24 protein-coding genes and 1 tRNA gene are annotated in these 23,949 nt (G+C 66.0%); 8 read left to right on the top strand and 17 right to left on the bottom strand.

What is annotated here, in order from left to right; genetic code table 11:
* Window positions 1-9: 9 nt before the first annotated feature.
* The 6 genes from Q0330_RS17570 to coxB form a co-directional block, all read right to left on the bottom strand.
* Window positions 10-690 carry an SURF1 family protein gene (locus Q0330_RS17570; RefSeq protein ID WP_299482605.1) on the bottom strand — a complete coding sequence of 227 codons (681 nt, stop codon included), beginning with the start codon at window positions 688-690 and terminating at the stop codon, window positions 10-12.
* Window positions 691-843: 153 nt separating this feature from the next.
* Window positions 844-1,644 (bottom strand): cytochrome c oxidase subunit 3, encoded by an 801-nt coding sequence (locus Q0330_RS17575; RefSeq protein ID WP_299482608.1) that lies wholly within the window; start codon window positions 1,642-1,644, stop codon window positions 844-846.
* Window positions 1,645-1,667: 23 nt separating this feature from the next.
* Complete coding sequence (locus Q0330_RS17580) at window positions 1,668-2,282, bottom strand: cytochrome c oxidase assembly protein (RefSeq protein ID WP_299482611.1); 615 nt, start codon at window positions 2,280-2,282, stop codon at window positions 1,668-1,670.
* Window positions 2,279-2,554, bottom strand: a complete 276-nt coding sequence (locus Q0330_RS17585; RefSeq protein WP_299482614.1) for a hypothetical protein — start codon at window positions 2,552-2,554, stop codon at window positions 2,279-2,281. Before Q0330_RS17585 ends, Q0330_RS17580 begins: the two co-directional genes overlap by 4 nt.
* Complete coding sequence (gene cyoE, locus Q0330_RS17590) at window positions 2,551-3,465, bottom strand: heme o synthase (RefSeq protein WP_299482618.1); 915 nt, start codon at window positions 3,463-3,465, stop codon at window positions 2,551-2,553. The genes Q0330_RS17585 and cyoE overlap by 4 nt, the downstream gene beginning before the upstream one ends.
* 6 nt (window positions 3,466-3,471) lie before the next feature.
* On the bottom strand, window positions 3,472-4,368 hold the full coding sequence (gene coxB, locus Q0330_RS17595; RefSeq protein WP_299482621.1) for a cytochrome c oxidase subunit II: 897 nt from the start codon (window positions 4,366-4,368) through the stop codon (window positions 3,472-3,474).
* 174 nt (window positions 4,369-4,542) lie between these two features.
* Here coxB and tldD point away from each other — a divergent pair, with 174 nt between their 5' ends.
* A complete protein-coding gene (gene tldD, locus Q0330_RS17600) occupies window positions 4,543-5,967 on the top strand; it encodes a metalloprotease TldD (RefSeq protein WP_299482624.1) in 1,425 nt (474 codons plus the stop codon).
* A gap of 133 nt (window positions 5,968-6,100) precedes the next feature.
* On the opposite strand, the gene Q0330_RS17605 is transcribed toward tldD, so the two are convergent.
* Entirely contained in the window at window positions 6,101-7,057 is a 957-nt protein-coding gene (locus Q0330_RS17605; RefSeq protein WP_299482627.1) for an acetyl-CoA carboxylase carboxyltransferase subunit alpha, read from the bottom strand.
* 100 nt (window positions 7,058-7,157) lie between these two features.
* On the opposite strand from Q0330_RS17605, the gene Q0330_RS17610 reads away from it, so the two are divergent.
* The 4 genes from Q0330_RS17610 to uvrC all read left to right on the top strand — a co-directional run bounded on the left by Q0330_RS17610 (window position 7,158) and on the right by uvrC (window position 11,925).
* Window positions 7,158-7,964: a S49 family peptidase gene (locus tag Q0330_RS17610; protein WP_299482630.1), complete on the top strand. Its 807-nt coding sequence runs from the start codon at window positions 7,158-7,160 to the stop codon at window positions 7,962-7,964.
* Between the two features lie 102 nt (window positions 7,965-8,066).
* On the top strand, window positions 8,067-8,996 hold the full coding sequence (locus tag Q0330_RS17615) for a calcium/sodium antiporter (protein WP_299482633.1): 930 nt from the start codon (window positions 8,067-8,069) through the stop codon (window positions 8,994-8,996).
* Window positions 8,993-9,766 (top strand): SDR family oxidoreductase, encoded by a 774-nt coding sequence (locus tag Q0330_RS17620; RefSeq protein WP_299482636.1) that lies wholly within the window; start codon window positions 8,993-8,995, stop codon window positions 9,764-9,766. Before Q0330_RS17615 ends, Q0330_RS17620 begins: the two co-directional genes overlap by 4 nt.
* Before the next feature lie 302 nt (window positions 9,767-10,068).
* Window positions 10,069-11,925 (top strand): excinuclease ABC subunit UvrC, encoded by a 1,857-nt coding sequence (uvrC, locus tag Q0330_RS17625; protein WP_299482639.1) that lies wholly within the window; start codon window positions 10,069-10,071, stop codon window positions 11,923-11,925.
* 6 nt (window positions 11,926-11,931) lie between these two features.
* Here the strand turns inward: uvrC and Q0330_RS17630 are convergent, their stop codons facing one another.
* Window positions 11,932-12,606, bottom strand: a complete 675-nt coding sequence (locus Q0330_RS17630) for a 5-formyltetrahydrofolate cyclo-ligase (RefSeq protein ID WP_299482642.1) — start codon at window positions 12,604-12,606, stop codon at window positions 11,932-11,934.
* Between the two features lie 86 nt (window positions 12,607-12,692).
* Here Q0330_RS17630 and Q0330_RS17635 point away from each other — a divergent pair, with 86 nt between their 5' ends.
* Window positions 12,693-12,947: a DUF6522 family protein gene (locus Q0330_RS17635; protein WP_299482645.1), complete on the top strand. Its 255-nt coding sequence runs from the start codon at window positions 12,693-12,695 to the stop codon at window positions 12,945-12,947.
* Window positions 12,948-13,034: 87 nt separating this feature from the next.
* On the opposite strand, the gene Q0330_RS17640 is transcribed toward Q0330_RS17635, so the two are convergent.
* A complete protein-coding gene (locus Q0330_RS17640; protein ID WP_299482648.1) occupies window positions 13,035-13,634 on the bottom strand; it encodes a superoxide dismutase in 600 nt (199 codons plus the stop codon).
* Between the two features lie 165 nt (window positions 13,635-13,799).
* Window positions 13,800-14,066, bottom strand: a complete 267-nt coding sequence (locus Q0330_RS17645) for a hypothetical protein (RefSeq protein ID WP_299482651.1) — start codon at window positions 14,064-14,066, stop codon at window positions 13,800-13,802.
* A gap of 179 nt (window positions 14,067-14,245) precedes the next feature.
* Here Q0330_RS17645 and ccmI point away from each other — a divergent pair, with 179 nt between their 5' ends.
* Window positions 14,246-15,478, top strand: coding sequence for a c-type cytochrome biogenesis protein CcmI (ccmI, locus tag Q0330_RS17650; RefSeq protein WP_299482654.1), 1,233 nt, complete (start codon window positions 14,246-14,248; stop codon window positions 15,476-15,478).
* Window positions 15,475-15,945, top strand: a complete 471-nt coding sequence (ruvX, locus tag Q0330_RS17655) for a Holliday junction resolvase RuvX (RefSeq protein ID WP_299482657.1) — start codon at window positions 15,475-15,477, stop codon at window positions 15,943-15,945. The genes ccmI and ruvX overlap by 4 nt, the downstream gene beginning before the upstream one ends.
* Here the strand turns inward: ruvX and Q0330_RS17660 are convergent.
* The 7 genes from Q0330_RS17660 to Q0330_RS17690 form a co-directional block, all read right to left on the bottom strand.
* Window positions 15,942-17,087, bottom strand: a complete 1,146-nt coding sequence (locus Q0330_RS17660; protein ID WP_299482660.1) for an HPP family protein — start codon at window positions 17,085-17,087, stop codon at window positions 15,942-15,944. The two genes, ruvX and Q0330_RS17660, sit on opposite strands and share 4 nt — an antisense overlap.
* Window positions 17,088-17,274: 187 nt before the next feature.
* Complete coding sequence (locus Q0330_RS17665; RefSeq protein WP_299482663.1) at window positions 17,275-17,898, bottom strand: 3-oxoacid CoA-transferase subunit B; 624 nt, start codon at window positions 17,896-17,898, stop codon at window positions 17,275-17,277.
* Between the two features lie 3 nt (window positions 17,899-17,901).
* The gene (locus Q0330_RS17670; protein ID WP_299482666.1) at window positions 17,902-18,606 is read right to left on the bottom strand and encodes a CoA transferase subunit A; all 705 of its coding nucleotides are present in this window, start codon (window positions 18,604-18,606) and stop codon (window positions 17,902-17,904) included.
* A 50-nt stretch (window positions 18,607-18,656) separates the two neighbouring features.
* Window positions 18,657-19,379, bottom strand: coding sequence for a xanthine dehydrogenase accessory protein XdhC (gene xdhC / locus Q0330_RS17675; RefSeq protein ID WP_299482669.1), 723 nt, complete (start codon window positions 19,377-19,379; stop codon window positions 18,657-18,659).
* Between the two features lie 103 nt (window positions 19,380-19,482).
* A complete protein-coding gene (gene topA, locus Q0330_RS17680; RefSeq protein ID WP_299482673.1) occupies window positions 19,483-22,116 on the bottom strand; it encodes a type I DNA topoisomerase in 2,634 nt (877 codons plus the stop codon).
* 154 nt (window positions 22,117-22,270) lie between these two features.
* Window positions 22,271-23,464, bottom strand: a complete 1,194-nt coding sequence (gene dprA, locus Q0330_RS17685; protein WP_299482676.1) for a DNA-processing protein DprA — start codon at window positions 23,462-23,464, stop codon at window positions 22,271-22,273.
* A gap of 219 nt (window positions 23,465-23,683) precedes the next feature.
* A tRNA-Met gene (locus tag Q0330_RS17690) sits at window positions 23,684-23,760 on the bottom strand.
* Window positions 23,761-23,949 lie beyond the last annotated feature (189 nt).

Consider the following 23,949-nt stretch of genomic DNA (forward strand, 5'->3'; position numbering starts at 1 on the left):
GCCCTATCCCTAATATGTCCGCTGCCTGATACGCCAGATGAACCATGCTGTCATCCCTGCGCAGGTGGCCGCAAACAGGAACCATTGCACCGCATAGGACAGATGGCTGTTCGGTATCCCCTCGATGGCGACGGGGATCGGTGCCACGCCCTGCGCATCGCCCTGCACCTCGGCGGCGACCACCAGCACCGGCTGGGTTTTCAGCATCCTTGCCATGGCCGGCACGTCGCGGGCGAACCAGATCCCGGCGTCAAGATCCGGCTCTGGCGTGGCGCTGCCCTTGTCCTGCGGCCAGTGCAGGTTGCCGGCGACACGCAGCGCGGTGGCCGGGCGCGGGTCGCGGCGGTGATCCTGATCTATGAAACCGCGATCCAGCAGGATGCGGCGACCATCGTCGGTGACGAAGCCGGAAATGACATTATAGCCGCCGCCGCTTTCCTTCGTCCCCGAGAGGACCAGAATCTCCTCGCCCGTGGTGGTGCCGCTGACGATCACCGGCAGGTATTTCATCGCCGGACCGACCGGATCGGGCAGCGCGACCGGCGCGGCCTCGATCCCGGCCTGTATCTCGGCCAGCATGGCATTCTTCCATTCCAGCCTCTGCAATTGCCAGATGCCGAGGCCGATCAGGATGGCCGTGGTGATGATGCCGAAGATCAGCGGCGGGATGATGGAGCGGCGGGCGGTCATGTCATGTCCTGATGTCTTCGCCCTGCGATAGCGCGCCGCGCCGCCGGGACCAAGGGGCCGCGAACGGGTTTTCCGCGCGGCACCGAAACAAACGGAAAAACGGCGCAGGGTCGCTGCGCCGTTCGAAGCATTCAAATCGGGTGGTGATCCCCCTCAGCGACCCCAGATGTAGATCGCGAAGAACAGGAACAGCCAGACCACATCGACGAAGTGCCAGTACCAGGCGGCGGCCTCGAAGCCGATATGCTGTTCCTGGCTCATCTGGCCTCTCATCAGCCGGATCAGGCAGATGAACAGGAAGATGGTTCCGATGATGACGTGGAAGCCGTGGAAGCCGGTCGCCATGTAGAAGACGCCGCCATAGACGGTATCCGACAGGCCGAAGGCGGCGTGGCTGTATTCATAGGCCTGCAGCGCCGTGAAGCAGAGGCCCAGCACAACCGCCACGGCGATGCCGTTGATCGCGGTCTTGCGGTCGTTTTCATGGACGAGCGCGTAATGCGCCCAGGTCACCGCCACGCCCGACAGAAGCAGGATCAGCGTGTTGATCAGCGGCAGGTGCCAGGGATCGAAGGTGACGATGCCCTCGGGCGGCCAGACGCCGTCCTTCAGCGGGCTGTCCGGCCCCATCGGGTAAAGCGCGTTCTTGAAGAAGGCCCAGAACCAGGCAACGAAGAACATCACCTCGGACATGATGAACAGGATCACGCCATATTGCAGGCCGATGCGCACCACCGGGGTATGATCGCCGGTCTCGCCCTCGTTGATGACATCGGCCCACCAGCCGAACATGACGTAAAGCACGCCGACGAAGCCGATCAGGAAGGCCCAGGGGCCGGAATTATGCATCCAGGCGACAGCGCCGGTCAGCATCACGAAGGCCGAGATCGCGCCCAGAAGCGGCCAGAGCGAGGGCGGCAGGATGTGGTAATCGTGGTTCTTAGCATGCGCCATTGGCTGTCCCCGCTATTCTCTTGTCAGTTTATTCTGGTCGCGTCCGGTCCGGTCGTCAACGCGGCCTGATTGTCCGCGCCCGCCACCGGTTCAGGCGTGCCATATTGATGGAAAGTGTAGCTCAAGGTGATGTCGCGCACCTTGTAGGCGTCGCGATCGGTCACGATATCCGGGTCGACCTCGAAGGACACCGGCATCTCGATGCGTTCACCGGGCTGCAGAAGCTGCTCGGTAAAGCAGAAGCATTCGATCTTGTAGAAGAAGGATCCGGCGATCTCGGGTGCCACGTTATAGCTGGCGCGACCGATGATCGGGTGATCGGAATTGTTCACCGCCTCGTAGAAGGCCATGCCGGTCGCGCCGATGGGCAGTTCCAGCTCGGTCTGCAGGGGCCGGAAGGTCCAGGGCAGGTTCGGGTCGGTATTGGCGTCGAAACGGATGGTGATGGTCTCGTCGAGGATCACCTGCTCGGCGGCCTCCTCGGCAGTCGCGACCTGGGTGGTGCCAGCATAGCCGGTGACCCGGCAGAACCAGTTATAGAACGGCACCGCCGCCCAGGCGAGCGCGCCCATGGTCACAACCACGCCCAGAAGCGAGACGAGCACCCGCTGGTTCTTGTCCTTCGGCAGAAGGCTCATGGCGCGGTCCTCGCGCCGGCGGCGGCGGCGGGCGTGCCGGGGGCGGCGACGGGGTCGTCGCTCGGCTGGATATCGACGCCATCCTCGCGCGGCAGAAGCTGCGGGCGAACCTGATGGTCGAAGCCCTGCAACGAGGCCGAATTGCCGTTCTGCACCTTCACCACCGACAGGCCGAAAATCAGCGCGACAAAGCTCAGCAGCACGACCAGCAGGCCGATATTGCGCGACCGGCGGCGGCCATGCAGTTCATGTTCGGTGCGAAGCGCCATCATGCGCCCACCCAATGCTGAACCAGCAGCGCAGCGAAATGACCGAACAAGTAATAGAGCGACAGCTTGAAGAAGCGCTTCTCGGCCTTGTGGTGATCGCCATAGGATTGTTCATCCGTGCGCTGCATGACCTGCCAGCCGCGCCAGATGAAAAGCGCGTTCAGCAGCAGGGCGACAGCCAGATAGATCGGCCCGCCGATCGAGGTCAGGCCCAGCCAGATGGCGAAGGGGGCCAGCACCAGCGTATAGGCGAAGATATGGCGGCGGGTAACCTGCCGGCCATGGGTCACGGTCAGCATCGGCACGCCGGCATTGTGGTAATCTTCCTTCATGAACAGCGCCAGCGCCCAGAAATGCGGCGGGGTCCAGAAGAAGATCAGCGCGAACATCAGCAGCGATTCGACGGCAATCCCGCCCGTGGCGCAGGCCCAGCCGATCATCGGTGGGAAGGCCCCGGCGGCACCGCCGATGACGATATTCTGCGGCGTCGAGCGTTTCAGCCACATCGTATAGATGACGGCATAGAAGAAGATGGTGAAGGCCAGAAAGCCCGCCGCAAACCAGTTCGCCGACAGGCCCAGCATCATCACCGCAAGCCCCGAAAGCGTCAGCCCGAGACCGAGCGCCTCGCCCCCGGCCACCCGGCCCGCGGGGATCGGACGGCTCTGGGTGCGCTTCATCACCGCGTCGATATCGGCGTCATACCACATGTTCAGCGCCCCCGAGGCACCGCCGCCTATGGCGATGAACAGGACCGAGCAGAAGGCGACCAGCGGATGCAGCCCGTTCGGGGCCACGATCAGCCCGACAAAGGCGGTGAAGACCACCAGCGACATGACGCGCGGCTTCAGCAGCGCGACATAATCGCGGAATTCGGCCTCCTGAGGTGCCTGATATGCGCTTGTATCGGCCACCGGCGCTTACTTCGCGGCCAGTTGGATGGGCTTGGCGTTCAGCAGTTCGGCGGCGGCGAATTCGACCTTCGCGCCTTCAAGCCAGGCGGCATAGATCTCGGGCGAGACCGCCTTCACGACGATGGGCATATAGGCGTGGTTGATCCCGCAGAGTTCCGAGCACTGGCCGAAATAGACGCCTTCCTGGGTGGCGGTGAAGGCCATCTGGGCGATGCGGCCCGGCACGGCATCCTGCTTCACGGCGAAGGCCGGGATGGTCCAGGAATGGATCACGTCGGTGGCGGTGAACTGCATCAGCACTTCCTGGCCGACCGGGACCACGACCGCGTTATCGGCAGCCAGCAGATATTCCTCGGGCTTGTAGCCATTGGCTTCGAGGTCTTCCTCGGCCAGCATCAGCGCGTCGAAGGCCAGCCCTTCGTTCGGATATTCATAGGACCAGTACCACTGGTGCCCGATGGCCTTGATGACCACGGCCGGATTTTCCGGGATGGCCAGCTGGCGGAACAGGATCGGCAGCGAGAAGACGCCGATCGAGACCAGAATCAGGATCGGCACCAGCGTCCAGGTCACCTCGATCGGGGTGTTGTGGCTGAAACGTGCCGGCGTCGGGTGGACGCGGCGGTTATAGCGCAGGATGCACCACAGCAGCAGGCCGCAGACGAAGATGGTGACGGCGGTGATGATGACCAGCACATAATGATCCAGCCATTGCTGGTCCACGGCCTCGGGGCTCGACGCCGGCTGGAAGCCGATGCCGCCCGCGTGTGGCGTGCCGATCACCGGCAGATCGCCCAGCACATCCGCCGCCGCATCCTGCGCGCGCGCCACGCCCGCCGAAAGCAGCAGCGCCGCACCCATCCCTGCCGCAAACATGCGGCGCATCATCGCTGGAGCCACCATCCGAGTATCCCTTGCCTATGGCGACCGCCTGCCACGCTGATGCGCTGCCCGCCGGTCACCCTTCCGAGTCATGCTTTTTCCGTTTACAACCATAAAACCTCCCTTGCGACAAGTCACCACAGTAAGCAGATAACCCAGCATCGTTTTGAACGAATTGCACAAGCCGGACCGCGCATGACCCAAGAGACCTTCCGCCCCTTCGATACCGAGTTCGACCGCGAGGCGGCGCTTTCCATCCTGCGCGAGGCCACAAACGGCGCCGATGATGGCGAGATTTTCGTCGAGCGCGCCCATGCCGAAAGCCTGGTTTTCGACGATGGCCGGCTGCGCGGATCGAGCTATACCGCCAGTCAGGGCTTCGGCCTGCGCGCCGTGGCGGGCGAGGTCACCGGCTATGCCCATTCGACCGAACTGACCCTCCCCTCGCTTCGCCGCGCGGCCGAGACGGTGCGGCTGGCCGTCGGCAATGGCGGCCATGTGCTGGCCCCGCCATCGCGTGGCCAGGTGACGCCGCTTTACACCCCCGTCGACCCGGCCGAGGGCATCGCCATCGCCACCAGAATCGAGCTTTTGCGGGAAATCGACGCCTATGCCCGCGCCCTCGACCCGCGCGTGGTGCAGGTCAGCGTCTCGATGGCGACCAGCCTGCAGGAAGTCGCGATCCTGCGCCCCGAAGGCGGCCTCGTGACCGATGTCAGGCCGATGGCGCGACTGAATGTCGCAGTCATCGTCGAGGATAATGCCCGCCGCGAAAGCGGCGGCACCGGCGGCGGCGGGCGCATTCCGCTGGCCAGCCTGATCGAACCCGAGCACTGGAAGGCCCAGGTCCACGAGGCGCTGCGCATCGCGCTTGTGAACCTGCGCGCCCAGCCTGCGCCGGCAGGGGTCATGGATATCGTGCTCGGCCCTGGCTGGCCGGGCATCCTGCTGCACGAGGCCGTGGGCCACGGGCTTGAGGGCGATTTCAACCGCAAGGGCCATTCCGCCTTTGCCGGGCTGATGGGCCAGCGCGTCGCGGCGCCGGGTGTCACGGTGATCGACGACGGCACCATTCCCGACCGGCGCGGCTCGATCTCGGTCGATGACGAGGGCACGCCGCCGGGCCGCAACGTGCTGATCGAGGATGGCGTGCTGGTGGGCTATCTTCAGGACCGCCAGAACGCCCGGCTGATGGGGGTCGACCCGACCGGCAATGGCCGGCGCGAAAGCTATGCCCATGCGCCGATGCCGCGTATGACCAATACCTTCATGCTGGGCGGCGATACCGCCCCCGAGGCCATGGTCGCGGATCTGAAGGACGGCATCCATGCCGTGGGCTTCGGCGGCGGGCAGGTCGATATCACCAATGGCAAGTTCGTCTTCTCCTGCACCGAGGCTTACCGGGTGAAGAACGGCGTGGTCGGCGACCCGATCCGGGGCGCCACGCTGATCGGCGACGGGGCGACGGCGTTGCAGCATATCCGCGCCATCGGCAATGACATGGCGCTGGATCCCGGCATGGGCACCTGCGGCAAGCAGGGCCAATGGGTGCCGGTGGGCGTCGGTCTGCCGACGCTGATGATCGGCGGGCTGACCGTGGGCGGCTCGGCGGCGGGCTGAGCCTGCCCGTCGCTTCTGATGTCCGCCAGCGCGTCCGGCGTGCCGACGCCCGGAGGGGTGGTTGAAGCGTGGCCTGGGCCGCCTCGACAGGCCGCGCTGCGGCGTGACGGCTAAGCCGGGTCCGGGGCGCGGCTCAGCTCAGCCCCTTCTTGCCCATGTCGAGGAATTTCCGGCGACGATCCGCGATCAGTGCCTTGCGGTCCTTCGATTCCATGTCTTTCAGCGCAGCGGCAATGTCCTTGCCGACCGCCTCCATGGCTTTCCGCGGGTCGCGCTGGGCGCCGCCGACAGGTTCAGCGACGATGCCGTCGATGATGCCCAGTTTCTTCAGGTCCTGCGCGGTCAGGCGCAGCGCCTCGGCGGCCTCGCGCATCTTCTCGGCATCCTTCCACAGGATCGAGGCGCAGCCCTCGGGCGAGATCACCGAATAGATCGAATGTTCCAGCATCAGGATGCGGTTCGCGGTGGCGAAGGCCACGGCCCCGCCCGAGCCGCCCTCGCCGATGATGACCGAGATCAGCGGCACACCGATCTGCAGGCATTTCTCGGTCGAACGGGCGATGGCTTCGGACTGGCCGCGTTCCTCGGCACCCTTGCCGGGATAGGCGCCGGGGGTGTCGACAAGGGTGATGACCGGCAGGTTGAAGCGGTCGGCCATATCCATCAGCCGGATCGCCTTGCGATAGCCTTCGGGGCGGGCCATGCCGAAATTACGCTCGATCCGGGACTTGGTGTCGTTGCCCTTCTCGTGGCCGATGACCACACAGGGCCGGTCGTTGAAGCGGGCGAGCCCGCCCATCACGGCATGATCGTCGCCAAAGGCGCGGTCGCCGGCCAGCGGCGTGTACTCGGTGAACAGCGCCGCGATATAATCGGAACAATGCGGGCGTTCGGGATGGCGGGCGACCTGGGCCTTCCGCCAGGGATCGAGGCTGCCGTAAAGTTCTTTCAGCAGGGCGCCGGCCTTCTTGTCGAGGGCGGCTGCCTCTTTCTCGACATCCACGGCCTTGTCCTTCTCGGCCATGTTGCGCAATTCCTCGGCCTTGCCTTCGATATCGGCAAGCGGCTTTTCGAAATCGAGATAGGTCATCCGGCACCCCCGTCATGTCGGCCCCTATATGCGGCGGGTCGGCGCGGATTGCAACGCGCGACGCTTGCCGGGCGCGGTGCTTGCGCATATCTGATGGGGCATGAGAATTCCATTCGTGAACCCCGCCCCGCGTGTGAATGTCCTGCGTCTGCAGGGTGCCATCGGTATCTCCGGTCGCGGCGGCGCCGGGCTGAGCGATGCGGGCCTTGCCCCGCTGCTGGAACGCGCCTTCACCAAGGGCAAGCCCAAGGCCGTGGCGCTGGCGATCAATTCGCCCGGTGGCTCTCCGGTGCAATCCTCGCTGATCGCGGCGCGGATCCGGCGGCTGGCCGAGAAGCACGAAGTGCCGGTCCATGCCTTTGTCGAGGATGTGGCGGCCTCGGGCGGCTATTGGCTGGCCACGGCGGCCGACCAGATCTGGGCCGACGAATGTTCTGTCGTCGGCTCCATCGGGGTGATCTCGGGCGGGTTCGGGTTGCAGGATTTCATCGCCCGCCACGGGATCGAGCGGCGTGTGCACACCGCCGGACGCTCGAAATCGCAGCTGGACATGTTCCGGCCCGAAAACCCCGAGGACGTGGCCCGGCTGCAGAAACTTCTGGACGAGATGCACGGCATTTTCATCGCCCAGGTCAGGACCCGGCGCGGGGCGCGGCTGGCGGAAAGCGAGGACATCTTCACCGGCGCGTTCTGGCTGGCGCGGCGGGCGCAGGAACTGGGGCTGATCGACGGCATCGCCCATCTGGTGCCGCAGATGCGGGCGCTGTTCGGTGAAAAGACGCGCTTCCAGAACTTCGGGCAGCGGCGTTCGCTTCTGCGCCGTGTCGGACTGTCGGGGGCCGATCTCGCCTCGGACGCGCTGGCCGTGGCCGAGGAACGCGCCGCCTTCCAGAGGTTCGGCGCATGATCAAGGGCGTCATCATCATCCTGCTGCTTTTCGTCGTGCTCGGCCTTGTGTCCGGGCCGGGGATGCGTCGCTTCATCGCCAAGATGCTGGGGCTGCCCGATCGTGACCGCTGATCTGCTTCTGATCCTTGGCGGTCTGGCGCTGCTGGTTGTCGGCGGCGATTTCTTGGTGCGCGGCGCGGTGGCGCTGGCCTTGCGGCTGGGGATCGCCCCGGTCATCGTCGGGCTGACGGTGCTGGCCTTCGGCACCTCGGCGCCCGAGTTGATCGTATCGGTCGCCGCCGCACTTGGCGGGCAGCCGGGGATCGCGCTGGGCAATGTCGTCGGCTCGAACATCGCCAATGTGCTGCTGATCCTTGGCGCCACGGCAGTCATCGCCCCAGTGCTGAGCAGCGATGCCGAATTGAAGCGAAGCTGGCTCTGGGCGGTCGGGGCCGAGCTTCTGCTGATCGCGCTCTGCTTCGCCGGGCCGTTGATGTGGTGGCATGGCGCCATCCTGCTGGCGGCGCTGGCGGTGCTGCTGAGCGGGCAGCTGCGCCGCGCCAGGCAGGGCAAGGGCGAGGCGCCAGAGCTTGAGGTCGGCGCAGCGGGGCCGCGCAAGATCGCGCTCTGGCTGGTCATCGGGCTGGTGGCGCTGCCGATCGGGGCCAAGATTCTGGTCGCCGGGGCCAGCGACATCGCCCGCAGCTTCGGCATCAGCGAGGCGGTGATCGGGCTGACGCTGGTCGCCATCGGCACCTCGCTGCCGGAACTGGCGGCCTCGCTCGCCTCGGCGCTGCGCGGACGGGCGGATATGGCGCTTGGCAATGTCATCGGCTCGAACATCTTCAATATTCTGGCCATCATGGGCATCACCGCCTTTTTCGGCCCGCTGCCGGTGCCGGCGGAAATGCTGCGCGTCGACCTGTGGTTCATGCTGGCGACAACGCTTCTGGTCGGGCCGTTCCTGATCCGCCATATCGCCATCGGCCGGCTCACGGGGACGGCGCTGCTGTCGGTCTATGCGGCCTATACGCTTTGGCTTCTGGCATGAGCGTGGCACTGGTCACCGGGGCCGCGCGCCGGCTGGGCCGGGCCATGGCACTGGCCTTGGCCGAGGACGGGCTGGCGGTGGCGATCCATTGCCATGGCTCGGATGCCGAGGCCGGGGCACTGGCCGAAGAGATCCGCGCCAAAGGCGGCCGGGCCGAGGTCTTTGCCGCCGATCTTCTGGATCTCGATCAGGCCGAGGCGCTTGTGCCCGAGGTGGCGCGGCGCATGGGGCGGCTGTCGGTTCTGGTCAACAATGCCTCGATCTTCGAATATGACGATATTCTCAGCGCCAGCCGCGACAGTTGGGACCGGCATCTGGGCTCGAACCTGCGCGCGCCCTTCATCCTGTCGCAGGCCTTTGCCGCGCAGGCCGCGCCTGCCGATCTTTCGGGCACGGAGGCACGGGCGACGGGGCTGATCGTCAATATGGTCGATCAGCGGGTGCTGAAACCGACGCCGGAATTCATCACCTATTCCATCGCCAAGGCCGGGCTGTGGGAGATGACGCGGATGCTGGCCCAGGCGCTGGCGCCGGCGATCCGCGTCAATGCCATCGGTCCCGGCCCGACCCTGCAGGGTGCCCGCCAGACGGTCGAAGATTTCGCCCGTCAGCGCCGCGCCACCATTCTGGAACGTGGCGCCGATCCGGGCGACGTGGTTGCGGCGCTGCGCTATCTGCTGGCCGCGCGGGCCGTCACCGGGCAACTGATCTGTGTCGATGGTGGCCAGCATCTCGCCTGGCGAACTGCCGATCTTTCGGTTCGGGAATAAGGGTGGAACGCAGCTTCACGCGGCAATTTGTCCACCTTTCGCCATCAGGTCACGAAACCGTCATGATTCCCCGTTGTTTTTCAGTCATTTGCCCGGATGAGATAAAATAATAAGTAAAATCAGACCATTACCTATATGCCTAAAATATAGGCAGAATTGATAATCTCCATGAAATGTAAAGGAATCCGCCCGGGGCCACAGCCCGCCCACAGAGTTATCCACAGATTCCGTGGATATTCTTTTCCTTGCCTTTGGCATCCGGAACTTGCAGCCCGCCCCCAGAATCACCCATCTGTAAGCCCATGACCGAATCCCCGCCCAAACTGACCGGACAGGCGCTGATCGCCGATTATGTGAAGACGCTGGACGCCTCGCCCGGCGTTTACCGGATGCTGGGCGAGAAGGGCGATGTGCTTTACGTCGGCAAGGCCCGCAACCTGAAGGCGCGGGTGTCGAGCTATGCGCGCGGGCAGTTCCACAGCGCCCGCATCCCCCGGATGGTCAGCGAGACCCATTCGATGATGTTCCTGACCACGCGCACCGAGACCGAGGCGCTGCTGCTGGAACAGAACCTCATCAAGCAGCTGAAGCCGCGCTACAATGTGCTGCTGCGCGACGACAAGAGCTTCCCGAATATCCTCGTGGCCAAGTCGCATCCCTTCCCGCAGATCAAGAAGCATCGCGGCGCGAAATCCGAGAAGGGCGACTATTACGGTCCCTTCGCCGGTGCGGGCGCGGTGAACCGGACGCTGAACCAGTTGCAGCGGGTCTTCCTTTTGCGCAACTGCACCGATGCGGTCTTCGAAAGCCGGACCCGGCCCTGTCTTCTCTATCAGATCAAGCGTTGCAGCGGGCCCTGCGTCGGCAAGGTTTCCGAGGCGGATTACAACGGGCTGGTGCATGATGCCGAACTGTTCCTGAAGGGGCGCAGCACCAGGATTCAGGCCGATCTGGCGGCGGAAATGGCGGCGGCCTCGGAGGCGATGGAATATGAACGCGCGGCGGCCCTGCGTGACCGCATCAAGGCGCTGACCGCGGTGCAGTCGGTGCAGGCGATCAACCCGCGCCGCATTGCCGAGGCCGATCTTGTCGCGCTGCACATGGATGGCGGGCAGGCCTGCGTTCAGGTCTTCTTCATCCGCGGCAATCAAAGCTGGGGGAACCGCGATTTCTATCCGCGGCTCGGTGGCGCCGAATCGGCGGACGAGATCATGCAGGCCTTTCTGGTGCAGTTCTACGACAACAAGGTGCCGCCGCGCATGGTGCTGCTGTCGCATGGGGTCGAGGATATGGACCTGATGCGGGACGCACTGTCCGCGAAAGCCGGGCGGCGGGTGGTGCTGGGTATGCCACAGCGGGGCGAGAAGGCCGAAATGGTCGGAAATGCCCTGCGCAATGCCCGCGAAAGCCTGGCCCGGCGGATGTCGGAAAGCGCCACACAACTGCGCCTGCTGGAAGGGCTGGCCGAGGCCTTCGATCTGCCCGGCCCACCGCGCCGGATCGAGGTCTATGACAACAGTCACATCATGGGCTCGAACGCGGTCGGCGGCATGGTCGTGGCCGGGCCCGAGGGCTGGGTGAAAAGCCAGTATCGCAAGTTCAACATCAAGGGGACCGAGATCACGCCCGGCGACGATTTCGGGATGATGAAAGAGGTGCTGACGCGGCGCTTCACCCGGCTGCTGAAAGAGGACCCGGACCGCGAAAGCGAGGCCTGGCCGGACCTGCTGTTGATCGACGGCGGCGCCGGGCAGGTCGGTGCGGTGCACGAGATCATGGCCGATCTGGGGGTCGAGGATATTCCCATGATCGGCGTCGCCAAGGGTCAGGACCGCGATCACGGCAAGGAGGAATTTCACCGTATCGGCCAGCGGCCCTTCGCGCTGCGGATGAATGACCCGGTCCTGTATTTCATCCAGCGCCTGCGCGACGAGGCCCATAGATGGGCCATTGGCACCCATCGCGCCAAGCGGGCCAAGGCCATTTCAGCCACGCCACTGGACGAGATCGCCGGCGTCGGTGCCGCGCGCAAGCGGGCGCTGCTGGCGCATTTCGGCTCTGCCAAGGCGGTCAGCGGGGCGGCGGTCGCCGACCTGATGGCGGTCGATGGCATCAGCGAGGGGTTGGCGCAGAAGATCTATGACCATTTCCGGGGGTGACGGGACTCAATACACCCCGCCCTCGGTCACGATCAGGTCGAGCGCCTCATCATGCGGCTGCGGATAGATCGTTGGCAGGCGCCCCGCCTCCAGCCCGATGCCGATCGCATAGGGGCGCGGCGTCATAGCGGCCAGCGTGCGGTCATAGAAGCCGCCGCCATAACCCATGCGGAAGCGCGCCCCGTCCCAGCCGACCAGAGGCGCCAGCACCAGTTGCGGCAGAACCGTCGCGCTTGTTGCCGGTTCGGGGATGTTCCAGCGGCCCGGGCGCATGGGGGCCTCGGCGCTCCACGGGCGAAAGATCAGCGGCCGGTCGGGGGCGGTGACCACCGGCAGCGCGATCCTCGTGCCGCGCGCCGATTGGCGGGCCATCCAGTCGCGCAGGTCGGGCTCGGCCCGGATCGGCCAGAAGGCGGCGATGGTCAGGGCTTCGGCACTGCCGAAACGCTCGGCCAGGACCCGGTCCAGATGTGTGGCGATGGATTGATCGGCGGCGTGGCGGGTGGCTTCGCTCAGCGCCGCACGTTCGGCCAGAAGCCGCGCGCGTTCGGCCTTGCGCCAGCGGGCGGCGTCGCGCGCGGCACCCTCATCCACGGCCAGCGGGTCGAAATAGCCCGGCGCAATCTCGCCTGCGAGGCAGGCGGGCGAGGCGTAATCGCGCGGGGGATCGTCGTCGGACATGGGGTTTCGGGCTTGGGCTTGAGGCAAAGGGCTTTCGCTGCAATGCTGCGCCTCCCAGGGCGCGTTTGACAAGGGGGAGCGGCAGAATGAGCGACGTGACACGACAGGGCGAGGATTTCGCCGTCGAGGCCAAGGTGATCGCCGAAGGGCTGGGCCTGCCCGAACATGCCATCGCCCGGGCCATGTCCACGGGCGCCATCACCTCGCGCATGGAACGCGGCGAGGGCGCCGACGAAGGCCGCTTCCGCCTGTCCTTCTTTCACGGCAGGAAGGTGCTGCGCCTGACCGTCGACGCCTCCGGCAAGGTGCTGCGCCGCGCCCGGTTCGAGCGCAAGGCCTGAGCGGCCCGAAAGCGCCCCGCCCTGGGCCGAACATGAAAAGACCCGCCGGAATGCCGGCGGGTCCGGTCTCGACTTGAAGCCTGCGGATCAGAGGCGCGAGGCGACATTGTCCCAATTGACCAGCTTGTCGAGGAAGTTCGACAGATAGCCGGGGCGCTTGTTGCGGAAGTCGATGTAATAGGAATGTTCCCACACATCGCAGCCCAGAAGCGCGGTCTGACCGTAGCAGAGCGGGTTGACGCCGTTCTCGGTCTTGGTCACGGCCAGCGAGCCGTCGGCATTCTTCACCAGCCAGACCCAGCCCGAGCCGAACTGGCCCGCGCCAGCGGCGGCGAAATCTTCCTTGAATTTCTCGACCGAGCCGAAGCTGTCCACGATGGCCTTTTCCAGCGCCGCCGGAATCGCGCCGGAATTCGGCGCCATCATTTCCCAGAACTGGCTGTGGTTCCAGTGCTGGCTGGCATTGTTGAAGATGCCGTTCTGGGCCACGGCGCCCTTCTGGAAGGTGCCGGTGACGATATCCTCAAGCGATTTTCCGGCCCATTCGGTGCCCTCGATCAGCTTGTTCAGGTTGTCGACATAGGCCTTGTGGTGAATGTCGTGGTGATATTCCAGCGTTTCCTTGGACATGCCGCTCGCGGCCAGGGCGTCATGGGCATAGGGAAGATCGGGAAGCGTGAAGGCCATGTGTTCATCCTTTTGTCGGGGGCGGGGCATCGGCCCGCCCTGCTGCGATCACCCATGCAACGCAGGCTGGTTTGCACAGGTTCCGGGGTAGACTTAACATGCGGCAGAGAGAAGACAAAAGCCCCGAAGCGATGCTTCGGGGCTTTGCCTTGAGCAGTCCGGCGATCAGTTGGCCGGCGCGGTCTCGGTTGCGGCCGGTGCATCGGCAGGCGCATCGGCGGGTGCATCAGCCGGCGCATCGGCGGCAGGTGCGGCTGCGGGGTCGGCCGGGGCATCGGCCGCGGGTTCGACGGTCACGACAGCCTCTTCGCCGCCACCCGTCGCGGCCGTGGTGTCGTCACCGCCGCTCATCAACCAGAAAACAACCAGCACGACGACAATGATCGCACCAATGATGTAGTAAAGATTTTTACTCTGGGCTCCGTTCGACATGGATATGCTCCGCTATGGTTTGCCAGTGTGAATCTACAATGCGCAACTCTGCATGCAGATCCCTTGATGCAGCAATCTGTCGCACGAAGATGCATCAAACTTCGGATAGCGCCCGGCTCGGCGGGGTTTTGCCGGTCCACGAAACCGCTTAACTAGGGGCCAGTCGAAAAGGAGCGCCCATGTTCTGGCTTCTGGCCATTGCCTTGACCCTGACCGTCGCTCTGGCGATCCTGTGGCCGTTCTGGCGCGCCCATTCCGCCGCCGCCGAACCCGCCGCCGCCTATGACCTGCGCGTCTATCGCGATCAACTGGCCGAGGTCGAGCGCGACCTTGCGCGCGGGATCATCGCGGACGCCGATGCCGAAAGGCTGCGGGTCGAGATCGGTCGCAAGGTGCTGGACGCCGACCGCCAGTTGCAGCAGGACAGCGCGACACCGAAAGCCCGCAATCGCCACGCCATCGTGGCTGGCCTTGCGCTGATCCTGCTGATCGGCGCGGGCTGGGGCCTTTATGCCCGGATCGGCACCCCGGACGAGCCGGATATGGGCCTGAAATCGCGCATCGCCGCCGCCGAGGCGCGCTATGCCGCCCGCCCGAGCCAGGCCGAGGCCGAGGCCCGCAATGCCGAAAGCAATCCGGTTCCCCGGCCCGAACCCGATCCCGAATTCGCCAAGCTGATGACGCAGTTGCGCGATGCCGTCACCCGCAATCCCGACGACCCGCAGGGGCTGGCGCTCCTGGCCCGCAACGAGGCCCGGCTGGGCAATGCGCTTGCCGCGAAGGAGGCGCAGACCCACCTGATCGAGGTCCGGGGCGACAGCGCAAGCGCCGAGGATCACGCCTTCCTCGCCGGGGTCATGACCGAGGCGGCCGGCGGCCTGATCACCGCCGAAGCCGAGGCCGAGATCGGCCGGGCGCTGGCGCTCGATCCGGGCAATGCGCAGGCACGCTATATGGTCGGGCTGTTGCAGGCGCAGAATGGCAGGCCGGATCGCGCCTTTCCGGTCTGGGCCGCGCTGCTGGAAGACACGCCGCCCGATTCGCCCTGGAACCGGGCGATCCGGGGCGTGATCGAGGATCTGGCCTGGCTGGCCGGACAGCCGGATTATCGCCCGCCCGGCGCGGATGCCATGCCCGCACCCGATGCCGGCGCCATGGCCGCCGCCGCCGACATGTCGCCCGAGGAACGTCAGGACTTCATTCGCAGCATGGTCGGCCAGCTTGAGGCGCGACTGGCCGATGAAGGCGGCGGGCCCGAGGAATGGGCGCGGCTGATCTCGTCGCTCGGGGTGCTGGGCGAGACCGATCATGCGCGCGAGATCTATGCCGAGGCGCAGGGGCGTTTCACCGATCAGCCCGATGCACTGGCGGCCATCGAGGCCGCCGCGCGTCAGGCCGGGGTGGCCCAATGATCCATGAGGATATCGCCGATTTCGCCGCCGCCCTGCCGCGCGCCGGGGCCATTGCCGGGCTGGACCTGGGCACCAAGACCATCGGTGTCGCGGTCAGCGACGGCTTGCGTCAGGTGGCCTCGCCGATCACCGTGATCCGGCGCGAGAAATTCACCCTCGACGCGCAGGCGCTGATGAAGATCGTGGCGGATCGCGGGCTGGTCGGGCTGGTCGTGGGCCTGCCGCGCAACATGGACGGCTCGGAAGGCCCGCGCGCGCAATCGACGCGGGCCTTCGCGCGCAACCTGACCCGGCTGACGGATCTGCCCATCGGCTTCTGGGACGAACGCCTGTCCACCGTCGCCGCCGAGCGCGCGCTGCTGGAGGCCGACACCTCGCGCAAGCGCCGGGCCGAGGTCATCGACCAGGTGGCGGCGGGCTATATCCTGCAAGGCGCGCTGGATCGGCTGCGGTTTCTGAACAGCTAGGCCGGGATGGCGGCGGGTAAGGTGGCATCCGCCTCGGTCCCGCGCAGGCTGTGACGCGCGAGTGCGGCGATCAGGTCGGTCTGGGTGACCACGCCGACGATGCGCTCGCCCTCGACGATCGGGATCGCGTCCATGCCTTCGGCCGCAAGCTGCGGCAGAAGCGCTGCAACCGGCGTATCGGGGCCGGCCTCGGTCGCTGGGGCCTGCACGATTTCGGCGGCGATGGCGGGCGCATCGCCCCGATAGGCGGCACGGATCATCTGCAACTGGAAGATCAGGCCCATGAACCGGCCCTCGGCGTCGATCACCGGCAGCGAGGTGAAGTCGTGGCGCAGGAACAGCGCGGCGATATCGGCAAGCTGGGTCTCGGGCGCGACCGTGACCAGATCGCGCGACATGATCGCGGCGGCGGTTTCGGGGCCGGCCATATGACTTGCCGCCTGCAACTCGGCCGCGCCGATCAGCCGGGCCAGGTCCTCGACCCCGAGGTTCAGCGACTGCCGGTAGCGCGAAAGGATATCGCTCAGTTCGACCTCGGTCAGGCCCAGACGCTCGGCGGCGGCGGGGTCCTGGGTGCCATGGCCATTCGGTTCGCCGAACTGGCGGAAGGGATAGCGGCGACCGGTCAGCCGGGCATAGGCAGCCGCCGCGATCACCAGCGTCAGCGTGCCCGTTGCCACCGGCAGAAGCGCGAAGCCAAGGCCGAGCGGCAGGATCTTGTCGGCCCCGAGCGCGACCGTCATCGCCACTGCCCCGCCCGGCGGATGGGTGGCGCGCAACAGCGCCATGACCAGAATCGCCATGCCGACCGAAAGCGGCACGTTCAGCGCCGTCTCGGGCAGGGCGCGACAGACCAGAATCGCGACGGTGGCCGAGGCGGTATTGCCGATGATCGCCGGCCATGGTTGCGCCAGCGGGCTGTTCGGCGCCGCGAACAGCAGAACCGAACTGGCCCCGAAAGGCGCGATCAGATAAAGGCTCAGCCCGGCATCGCCGACCAGAAGCCTGGCCAAAATGGCGGTGCTCAGAAGGCCAAGAAAAGCCCCGCAACCGGCCCGGAGCGCCTCATGTCCGGGGACAGAGGCGACGGGGCCGAGCGAACGGATGTGAAGATGGCCCATCAGGGTCGTCAGGATCTGCATTCATGCCTCGCGCATTCGGCGGCCTGCCTAGAAACTGGGCGGTGGCAAGGCAACGGTGCATCTGGACCGCCACGCGAATTGGGGAAAACCGCGCCGGATCAAGGCGGCTGCGAGGCAGAAATTTGCCCCCGGCATGAAAAAGGGGGCCGTTTGGCCCCCTTTTCTGATCCGTCTTCGGTCCGTTGGATCAGACGATGGTGGCCTCGGTCGCGGCGCGAAGTTCGTCCTCGGTCACGCCCTCGGCGGTCTCGACGATCTTCAGACCGCCCGGCACCACATCGAGCACACCCAGATTGGTGATGATCCGGTCGACCACGCTCTTGCCGGTCAAGGGCAGGGTGCAGGCCTTCAGCACCTTCGATTCGCCGTGCTTGTTGGTGTGATCCATGACCACGACGACACGACCGACCCCGGCCACCAGGTCCATCGCTCCGCCCATGCCCTTGACGAGCTTGCCGGGGATCATCCAGTTCGCCAGATCGCCGTTCTCGGCCACTTCCATCGCGCCCAGGATCGCCGCCGCGATCTTGCCGCCCCGGATCATGCCGAAGCTGGTGGCGCTGTCGAAATAGCTGGTGCGTGACAGTTCGGTGATGGTCTGCTTGCCGGCATTGATCAGGTCCGGGTCTTCCTCTCCCTCGAAGGGGAAGGGGCCCATGCCGAGCATCCCGTTTTCCGATTGCAGGGTGATGTCCTTGTCGCCGACATAATTCGCCACCAGCGTCGGAATCCCGATGCCGAGGTTCACATACATGCCGTCCTCAAGCTCCTGCGCGGCGCGTTCGGCCATCTGGTTACGGTCCCATGCCATGGTTCAGGCCTCCTCACGCTTGCGGGTGGTGCGCTGTTCGATGCGCTTTTCATGCTCGCCCTGCACGATCCGGTGGACATAGATGCCGGGCAGGTGGATCAGGTCGGGGTCGATGGAGCCGCGCGGCACGATTTCCTCGACCTCGGCCACGCAGACCTTGCCACACATGGCGGCGGGCGGGTTGAAGTTGCGCGCGGTCTTGCGGAAGATCAGGTTGCCGGTGTCATCCGCTTTCCAGGCCTTGACGATGGAAAGATCGGCGAAAATCCCTTCTTCGAGGATATATTCCTCGCCCCTGAACACCTTCACCTCCTTGCCATCGGCGATCACCGTGCCGACGCCGGTCTTGGTGTAGAAGCCGGGAATGCCGGCGCCACCGGCGCGCATCCGTTCGGCCAGGGTGCCTTGCGGGTTGAATTCCAGCTCCAGCTCTCCGCTCAGATACTGGCGCATGAATTCCGCGTTTTCGCCGACATAGGAGGATTGCATCTTCCTGATCTGCTTGGTGTCCAGCAGTTTCCCCAGCCCGAAGCCATCGACGCCGCAATTGTTCGAGGCAATGGTCAGGTCCTTCACGCCGCTTTTCACCAGCGCGTCGATCAGGAGTTCCGGGATGCCGCACAGGCCGAAGCCGCCGGCGGCGATATGCATGCCATCGAACAGCAATCCGTCGAGGGCCGCATCCGCGTCGGGATAGACTTTCTTCATCACTTCCTCCGAGATGGTTGCAGGGTTTGTCGCAAGGGGGGCGGGTGCTGTCAATCGGCGGTAGCGTTAACGGTCAGCGCGGCGGCGATCTCGGCGGCGGCGAAGGCGGCGATGATGGCGGGGCGCTTGTCGGGTGAAAAGCCCGCGCCGATGGGGCAGACAAGCGGCGCGGGATCGAGGCCAGCGGCGCGGGCCTCGCGCTCGAACCGCGCGCGTTTGGTGGCGCTGCCGATCAATCCGACATAGGCGGCATCGCCACGACGCAGCGCCTCGGTGGTCAGCAGGAAATCGAGACCGTGGTCATGGGTCATGACGACGAAGGCAGAACCGGGCCGGGCGCTGCGGATGGCCGATTCGGGCAAGGCTGTCAGCAGGGCCTCGCAGCCCCGGGCGCGCGCCAACTCGTCCTCGCGGCTGTCGACCAGCACTGTCTCGAACGGAAGTTCGCGCAGCATCCGCGCCAGTGCCCGCCCGACATGGCCGGCGCCGAAGATCAGCACCTGAGGCGGCGGCGGCAAGGGCGTCGGCGGCAACCGGTCAAGCACCAGTTCCACCCGCCCGCCGCAGCATTGCCCACTTTCGGGGCCAAGGGTCACGGACATTTCCGCCTCCCCCTCGCCCGAGGCCAGCATCGCCCGGGCCCGCGCGATGGCGTCATGTTCCAGCCGCCCGCCGCCGATCGTGCCGGTGCTGTCGCTCACGGTCACGATCATCTCGGCCCCGGTCTCGCGTGGGGTCGATCCCCAGGTCTGTGTCACGCGCACACGGATCATGGCACCTCCTGCAAGCCGGTCGCTCGATCATAAGCCATGCCGGAAAATGCGAAAGGGCGCAGCACAATCGCCGCGCCCCGTCCAACGCCTATCCACTGGCTTATTAGGCTGTGTCCTTCTTCGCCGGCTTCTTCGCAGCGGCTTTCTTGGCTGCCGGCTTTTTCGCCGCAGCCTTGGTCGTCGCTTTCTTCGCCGCAGGCTTCGCAGCCGCTTTCTTCGCGGTTTTCTTCGGCGATTTCGCGGCCTTGGCGGCGATCAGTTCCAGCGCCTTTTCCAGCGTGATATCAGCCGGTTCCAGATCGCGCGGCAGGGTCGCGTTGATCTTTTCCCATTTCACGTAAGGCCCGAAACGACCGTTCATCACCGCGATCTTGCCGCCGTCCGGGTGGTCGCCCAGCTCCTTCAAGGGCGCGGCCGCCGCCGCCCGCCCGCGCGTGGGTTTCGAGGCCAGCACCTCGACCGCGCGGTTCATGCCGATGGTGAAGACCTCGTCCACATCGGGCAGGTTGGCGTATTTCTTGCCATGCTTGACATAGGGGCCATAGCGACCGATCCCGGCCTCGACCAGCTCGCCATCCTCGGGATGGTTGCCGATGGGGCGCGGCAGGGCCAGCAGCGCCAATGCCTTTTCCAGATCAAGCGCCGCCGCGTCCCAGCCCTTCGGAATGCTGGCGCGGGGCGGCTTCGGCACGTCCTCGGTTGCCTCGCCGCGCTGCACATAGGGGCCGAAGCGGCCATTCTTCAGGCTGATCTCCTCGCCCGCGTCTTCGCCCAGCACCCGGTCGCCCACGGCCTCCTCGCCATCCGGTGCGGACAGCGGGCGGGTGAAGCGGCATTCGGGATAGCGATCGCAGCCGATGAAGGCCCCGCCCGAACGCGCGGTCTTCAGATTCAGCCGGCCCTGATGGCAGAGCGGGCATTCGCGCGGATCGCCGCCATCGGCGCGCGGCGGGTAAAGATGCGGCGCCAGCGCCTCGTCGATGGCGGTCAGCACCTCGCCGATGCGCAGATCGGATGTCCCGCTGAGCGCCTCGGAAAAATCGCGCCAGAACCGCCGCAGCACCTCGCGATAGGCGCGGTTGCCCGACGAGATGTCGTCCAGCTCGGTCTCCATATTCGCGGTGAAGTCATAGGAGACGTAGCGCGGGAAATACTTGCTCAGGAAGGCGGTCACGAGGCGGCCCTTATCCTCGGGGATCAGCCGGTTCTTGTCCTTCCTGACATAATCGCGGTCCTGGATCGTGGTCACGATGCTGGCATAGGTCGAGGGCCGGCCAATGCCGAGTTCCTCCATCCGCTTGACCAGCGTCGCCTCGGTATAGCGCGGCGGGGGCTGGGTGAAATGCTGGCGCGCGGCGGCGGTCCGGTGGGCATCGACCAGCACGCCATCCTCGGCGGCGAAGGCCGCGATCTTCTTCGCCGGCTCGCCCTGGGCGATGACCGGCAGGCGGGCGCCGTCCTCGCCATCCTCGTCGTCGCGGCCCTGGTCATAGACCGCCAGGAAACCGTCGAAGACCATGACCTGACCGGTGGCGCGCAGGCCGACCTGGCCGTCACTGCTGCCGATCTCGACCGTGGTGCGTTCCATCCGCGCGGCTTCCATCTGGCTGGCGATGGTGCGCTTCCAGATCAGGTCGTAAAGCGCGCGCTGATCCTTTTCGGAGATCCGCAGCTTGTCGGGCGACAGCGACATATCCGTCGGGCGGATACATTCATGGGCTTCCTGCGCGTTCTTGGCCTTGTTCTTGTACATGCGCGGGCTTTTCGGCACGTAATTCGCCCCGAAGCGCGCCTTGATCGCGTCGCGCGCCGCCATCACCGCCTCGGGCGCCATGTCGATGCCATCGGTCCGCATATAGGTGATCAGCCCGGCCTCATAGAGCCGCTGCGCCGTCGACATGCAGGCCCGCGCGCCAAGACCCAGCTTGCGCGACGCCTCCTGTTGCAGGGTCGAGGTCATGAAGGGCGGCCAGGGGTTGCGGGTCGCGGGCTTGGAACTGACGCTGCCGACGGTCAGGTCGCGCGCATCGATGGCCGACAGCGCCAGACGCGCCTTTTCGGCGGTCGGAATATCGAAGCGTTCCAGCCTGTCGCCGGCGAGGCTGACCAGCGTGGCATCATATTCATCGCCCGAGGGCGTCGCGAGGCGCGCATGGACCGACCAGTATTCGCGCGGCTTGAAGGCCTCGATCTCCATCTCGCGCTCGACGATCAGGCGCAGCGTGACCGATTGCCCCCGGCCCGCCGATTTCGCGCCCGGCAGCTTGCGCCACAGAACCGGCGAGAGGTTGAAGCCGACCAGATAATCCAGCGCCCGGCGCGCCAGATAGGCATCGACCAGATCGCGGTCGATCTCGCGCGGGTTGGCCATGGCCTCGGTCACGGCATTCCTGGTGATGGCGTTGAAGGTCACCCGGCTGACCGGCTTGCCCTTCTTCAGGGCGGGCGCCAGCGCCTCCAACAGGTGCCAGGAAATCGCCTCGCCCTCGCGGTCGGGGTCGGTGGCGAGGATCAGCGCATTGTCATCGGCCAGCGCGTCCCGGATCGCCTTGAGGTGCTTTTTCGAATCGCTCGCCACCTCCCATTTCATGTCGAAATCGGCATCGGGATCGACGGAACCGTCTTTCGGCGGCAGGTCGCGGACATGGCCGAAGGACGCGAGAACGGTATAGTCGTCGCCCAGATATTTGTTGATCGTCTTGGCTTTGGCCGGCGATTCGACGACGACAACTGGCATGTGGGACCTCATGGCGGATTTGGGCCGGGAACATGGGGGCGCTTGCCGGTGGTGTCAACGGGCGGCGATCAAACGCCGCAGGTGCCGCTTGGACAGAATCCCCCGGCCCGGCCCGTTTCGGCGCAAGCTCCGCAGGGTGGATCGAACGATCCCCCTATTGCCGCGCGACGCGCCCCCCGGCCATGCGCAGCAGCTTTCCGGCGAGTTCGAGTTGCAGCAGCACCGGCGACAGCGCCGCCGCCGGCACGTCCAGATCCCGGATCAGGCTGTCCTCCTCGACCGGGTTGGGGGATAGCCGGTCCAGAACCCGCGATTGCAGCATGGCATCACCCCGCGCGCCGCCCTGCACAAGCGACAGGCCGGGCTTTTGCGGCGCAGGCACCTTGCCCGGATCGCGGCCCGGTCGCGGGGCCGAATCGTTTCCCGGGGGCGCTGCCTCTGCAATTCGGGTGGCCAGAGCTTCGGCCAGCGCCGGCAAGGCCTCGATCACGTCTTCCGAATTGCGCACCAGAATCGCACCGTCACGCAGCAGCTGGTTGCAGCCTCCGGCGCGGCCATCCACCGGATGCCCGGGCACGGCCATCACCTCCCGCCCCTGATCGAGCGCGTTGCGCGCGGTGATCAGGCTGCCCGATTTCACCGCCGCCTCGACCACGACGACCCCATGGGCAAGGCCCGAGATGATGCGGTTGCGCAACGGGAAATGCCGCGCCACCGGCGCCAGCCCCGGCGGCTGTTCCGAAACCAGGCAGCCGCGATCGCAGATCGTCGCCGCCAAATGCCGGTTCTCGGTCGGATAGATCTGGTCGATCCCGCCCGCCATCACCGCAATCGTGCCGAAGCCCTGGCTGGCCTCATGCGTGGCCGTGTCGATGCCGCGCGCAAGGCCCGCCACCGTCGCAACCCCCATCTCCGCAAGCCCGCCGGCCAGGCCCCGCGCCATGCGCAGCCCCAGCGACGACGCGTTGCGCGCCCCGATCACCGCGACCGGGGGGTGATGCAGCGCCGCCGCATTGCCCTTGACCCAGATCACCGGCGGCGCATCCGCGATCTGCCCCAGCAGCAACGGATAGTCAGCCGAATCGCAGCGGATCAGCCGGGCGCCCGCACGCCTGCCGGCACTCAATTCCGCCTGTGCCGCCGCTTCGGTGCAGGCCGCATAATCCGTGACCCCGGCGCGGCGCGCGACCTCGGGCAGCGCCTCCAGCGCGGCACCTGCGCTGCCATGTTCGGCGATCATGCGATAAAAAGTCGCGGGACCCACCCGGCGAGAGCGAATGAGGCGGAGGATGGCCAGATCGTCATCCGTCGCAGTGGAGGGGTTGGCTGGGCTGCCGAAGGAAGACAAATCTGGGAACCTCTCCGCCTCATTCGAGTCCGTTATGCGCGGCAGAGGTTAAGATTCGGTTAGCCGGACCTGAAAGGCCGCAAATTCGGGCGCAGAACCCGGCGGTCGCTTTCTGCTGAGATCGACAGGTTCCAGCCACCAGCCGGTTTACGCAAAAGACGCGACTGCCCCCGGCCCCCTGGAGAACCAGAAGAAACATTCTGAAATCATTCGGAAATCTGGTAGCGGAGGAGGGACTTGAACCCCCGACACGCGGATTATGATTCCGCTGCTCTAACCAGCTGAGCTACTCCGCCCCAAGCAACCCGCTTCGGGTGCAGGCGATGTAAGTGAGCGCGCGCAGGTCGTCAAGCCGATTCTGGCGGAAAAACCAGCGCCGGCGCCGCGTGGACGGGTCGCGCCATGTGGCACCCCCATTGTCACGCTCAGCGGGAATATGCCGCTTCTTCGGCGGCACCGAACCGACCTTGGCCGAGGCTCAAGCC

Source organism: uncultured Paracoccus sp. (assembly GCF_937873615.1).
Classification (GTDB): Bacteria; Pseudomonadota; Alphaproteobacteria; order Rhodobacterales; family Rhodobacteraceae; genus Paracoccus.

Bases quoted from the DNA above. Each gene is read 5' to 3' on its own strand.
- Q0330_RS17575 (WP_299482608.1), bottom strand. From the start codon at position 1,644: ATGGCGCATGCTAAGAACCACGATTACCACATCCTGCCGCCCTCGCTC.
- Q0330_RS17635 (WP_299482645.1), top strand. From the start codon at position 12,693: ATGAGCGACGTGACACGACAGGGCGAGGATTTCGCCGTCGAGGCCAAG.
- ruvX (WP_299482657.1), top strand. From the start codon at position 15,475: ATGATCCATGAGGATATCGCCGATTTCGCCGCCGCCCTGCCGCGCGCC.
- uvrC (WP_299482639.1), top strand. From the start codon at position 10,069: ATGACCGAATCCCCGCCCAAACTGACCGGACAGGCGCTGATCGCCGAT.
- Q0330_RS17580 (WP_299482611.1), bottom strand. From the start codon at position 2,282: ATGAGCCTTCTGCCGAAGGACAAGAACCAGCGGGTGCTCGTCTCGCTT.
- Q0330_RS17645 (WP_299482651.1), bottom strand. From the start codon at position 14,066: ATGTCGAACGGAGCCCAGAGTAAAAATCTTTACTACATCATTGGTGCG.
- ccmI (WP_299482654.1), top strand. From the start codon at position 14,246: ATGTTCTGGCTTCTGGCCATTGCCTTGACCCTGACCGTCGCTCTGGCG.
- topA (WP_299482673.1), bottom strand. From the start codon at position 22,116: ATGCCAGTTGTCGTCGTCGAATCGCCGGCCAAAGCCAAGACGATCAAC.
- Q0330_RS17620 (WP_299482636.1), top strand. From the start codon at position 8,993: ATGAGCGTGGCACTGGTCACCGGGGCCGCGCGCCGGCTGGGCCGGGCC.
- Q0330_RS17660 (WP_299482660.1), bottom strand. From the start codon at position 17,087: ATGCAGATCCTGACGACCCTGATGGGCCATCTTCACATCCGTTCGCTC.
- coxB (WP_299482621.1), bottom strand. From the start codon at position 4,368: ATGGTGGCTCCAGCGATGATGCGCCGCATGTTTGCGGCAGGGATGGGT.
- xdhC (WP_299482669.1), bottom strand. From the start codon at position 19,379: ATGATCCGTGTGCGCGTGACACAGACCTGGGGATCGACCCCACGCGAG.
- Q0330_RS17610 (WP_299482630.1), top strand. From the start codon at position 7,158: ATGAGAATTCCATTCGTGAACCCCGCCCCGCGTGTGAATGTCCTGCGT.
- tldD (WP_299482624.1), top strand. From the start codon at position 4,543: ATGACCCAAGAGACCTTCCGCCCCTTCGATACCGAGTTCGACCGCGAG.
- Q0330_RS17670 (WP_299482666.1), bottom strand. From the start codon at position 18,606: ATGAAGAAAGTCTATCCCGACGCGGATGCGGCCCTCGACGGATTGCTG.
- Q0330_RS17585 (WP_299482614.1), bottom strand. From the start codon at position 2,554: ATGATGGCGCTTCGCACCGAACATGAACTGCATGGCCGCCGCCGGTCG.
- Q0330_RS17605 (WP_299482627.1), bottom strand. From the start codon at position 7,057: ATGACCTATCTCGATTTCGAAAAGCCGCTTGCCGATATCGAAGGCAAG.
- Q0330_RS17665 (WP_299482663.1), bottom strand. From the start codon at position 17,898: ATGGCATGGGACCGTAACCAGATGGCCGAACGCGCCGCGCAGGAGCTT.
- Q0330_RS17630 (WP_299482642.1), bottom strand. From the start codon at position 12,606: ATGTCCGACGACGATCCCCCGCGCGATTACGCCTCGCCCGCCTGCCTC.
- Q0330_RS17570 (WP_299482605.1), bottom strand. From the start codon at position 690: ATGACCGCCCGCCGCTCCATCATCCCGCCGCTGATCTTCGGCATCATC.
- Q0330_RS17640 (WP_299482648.1), bottom strand. From the start codon at position 13,634: ATGGCCTTCACGCTTCCCGATCTTCCCTATGCCCATGACGCCCTGGCC.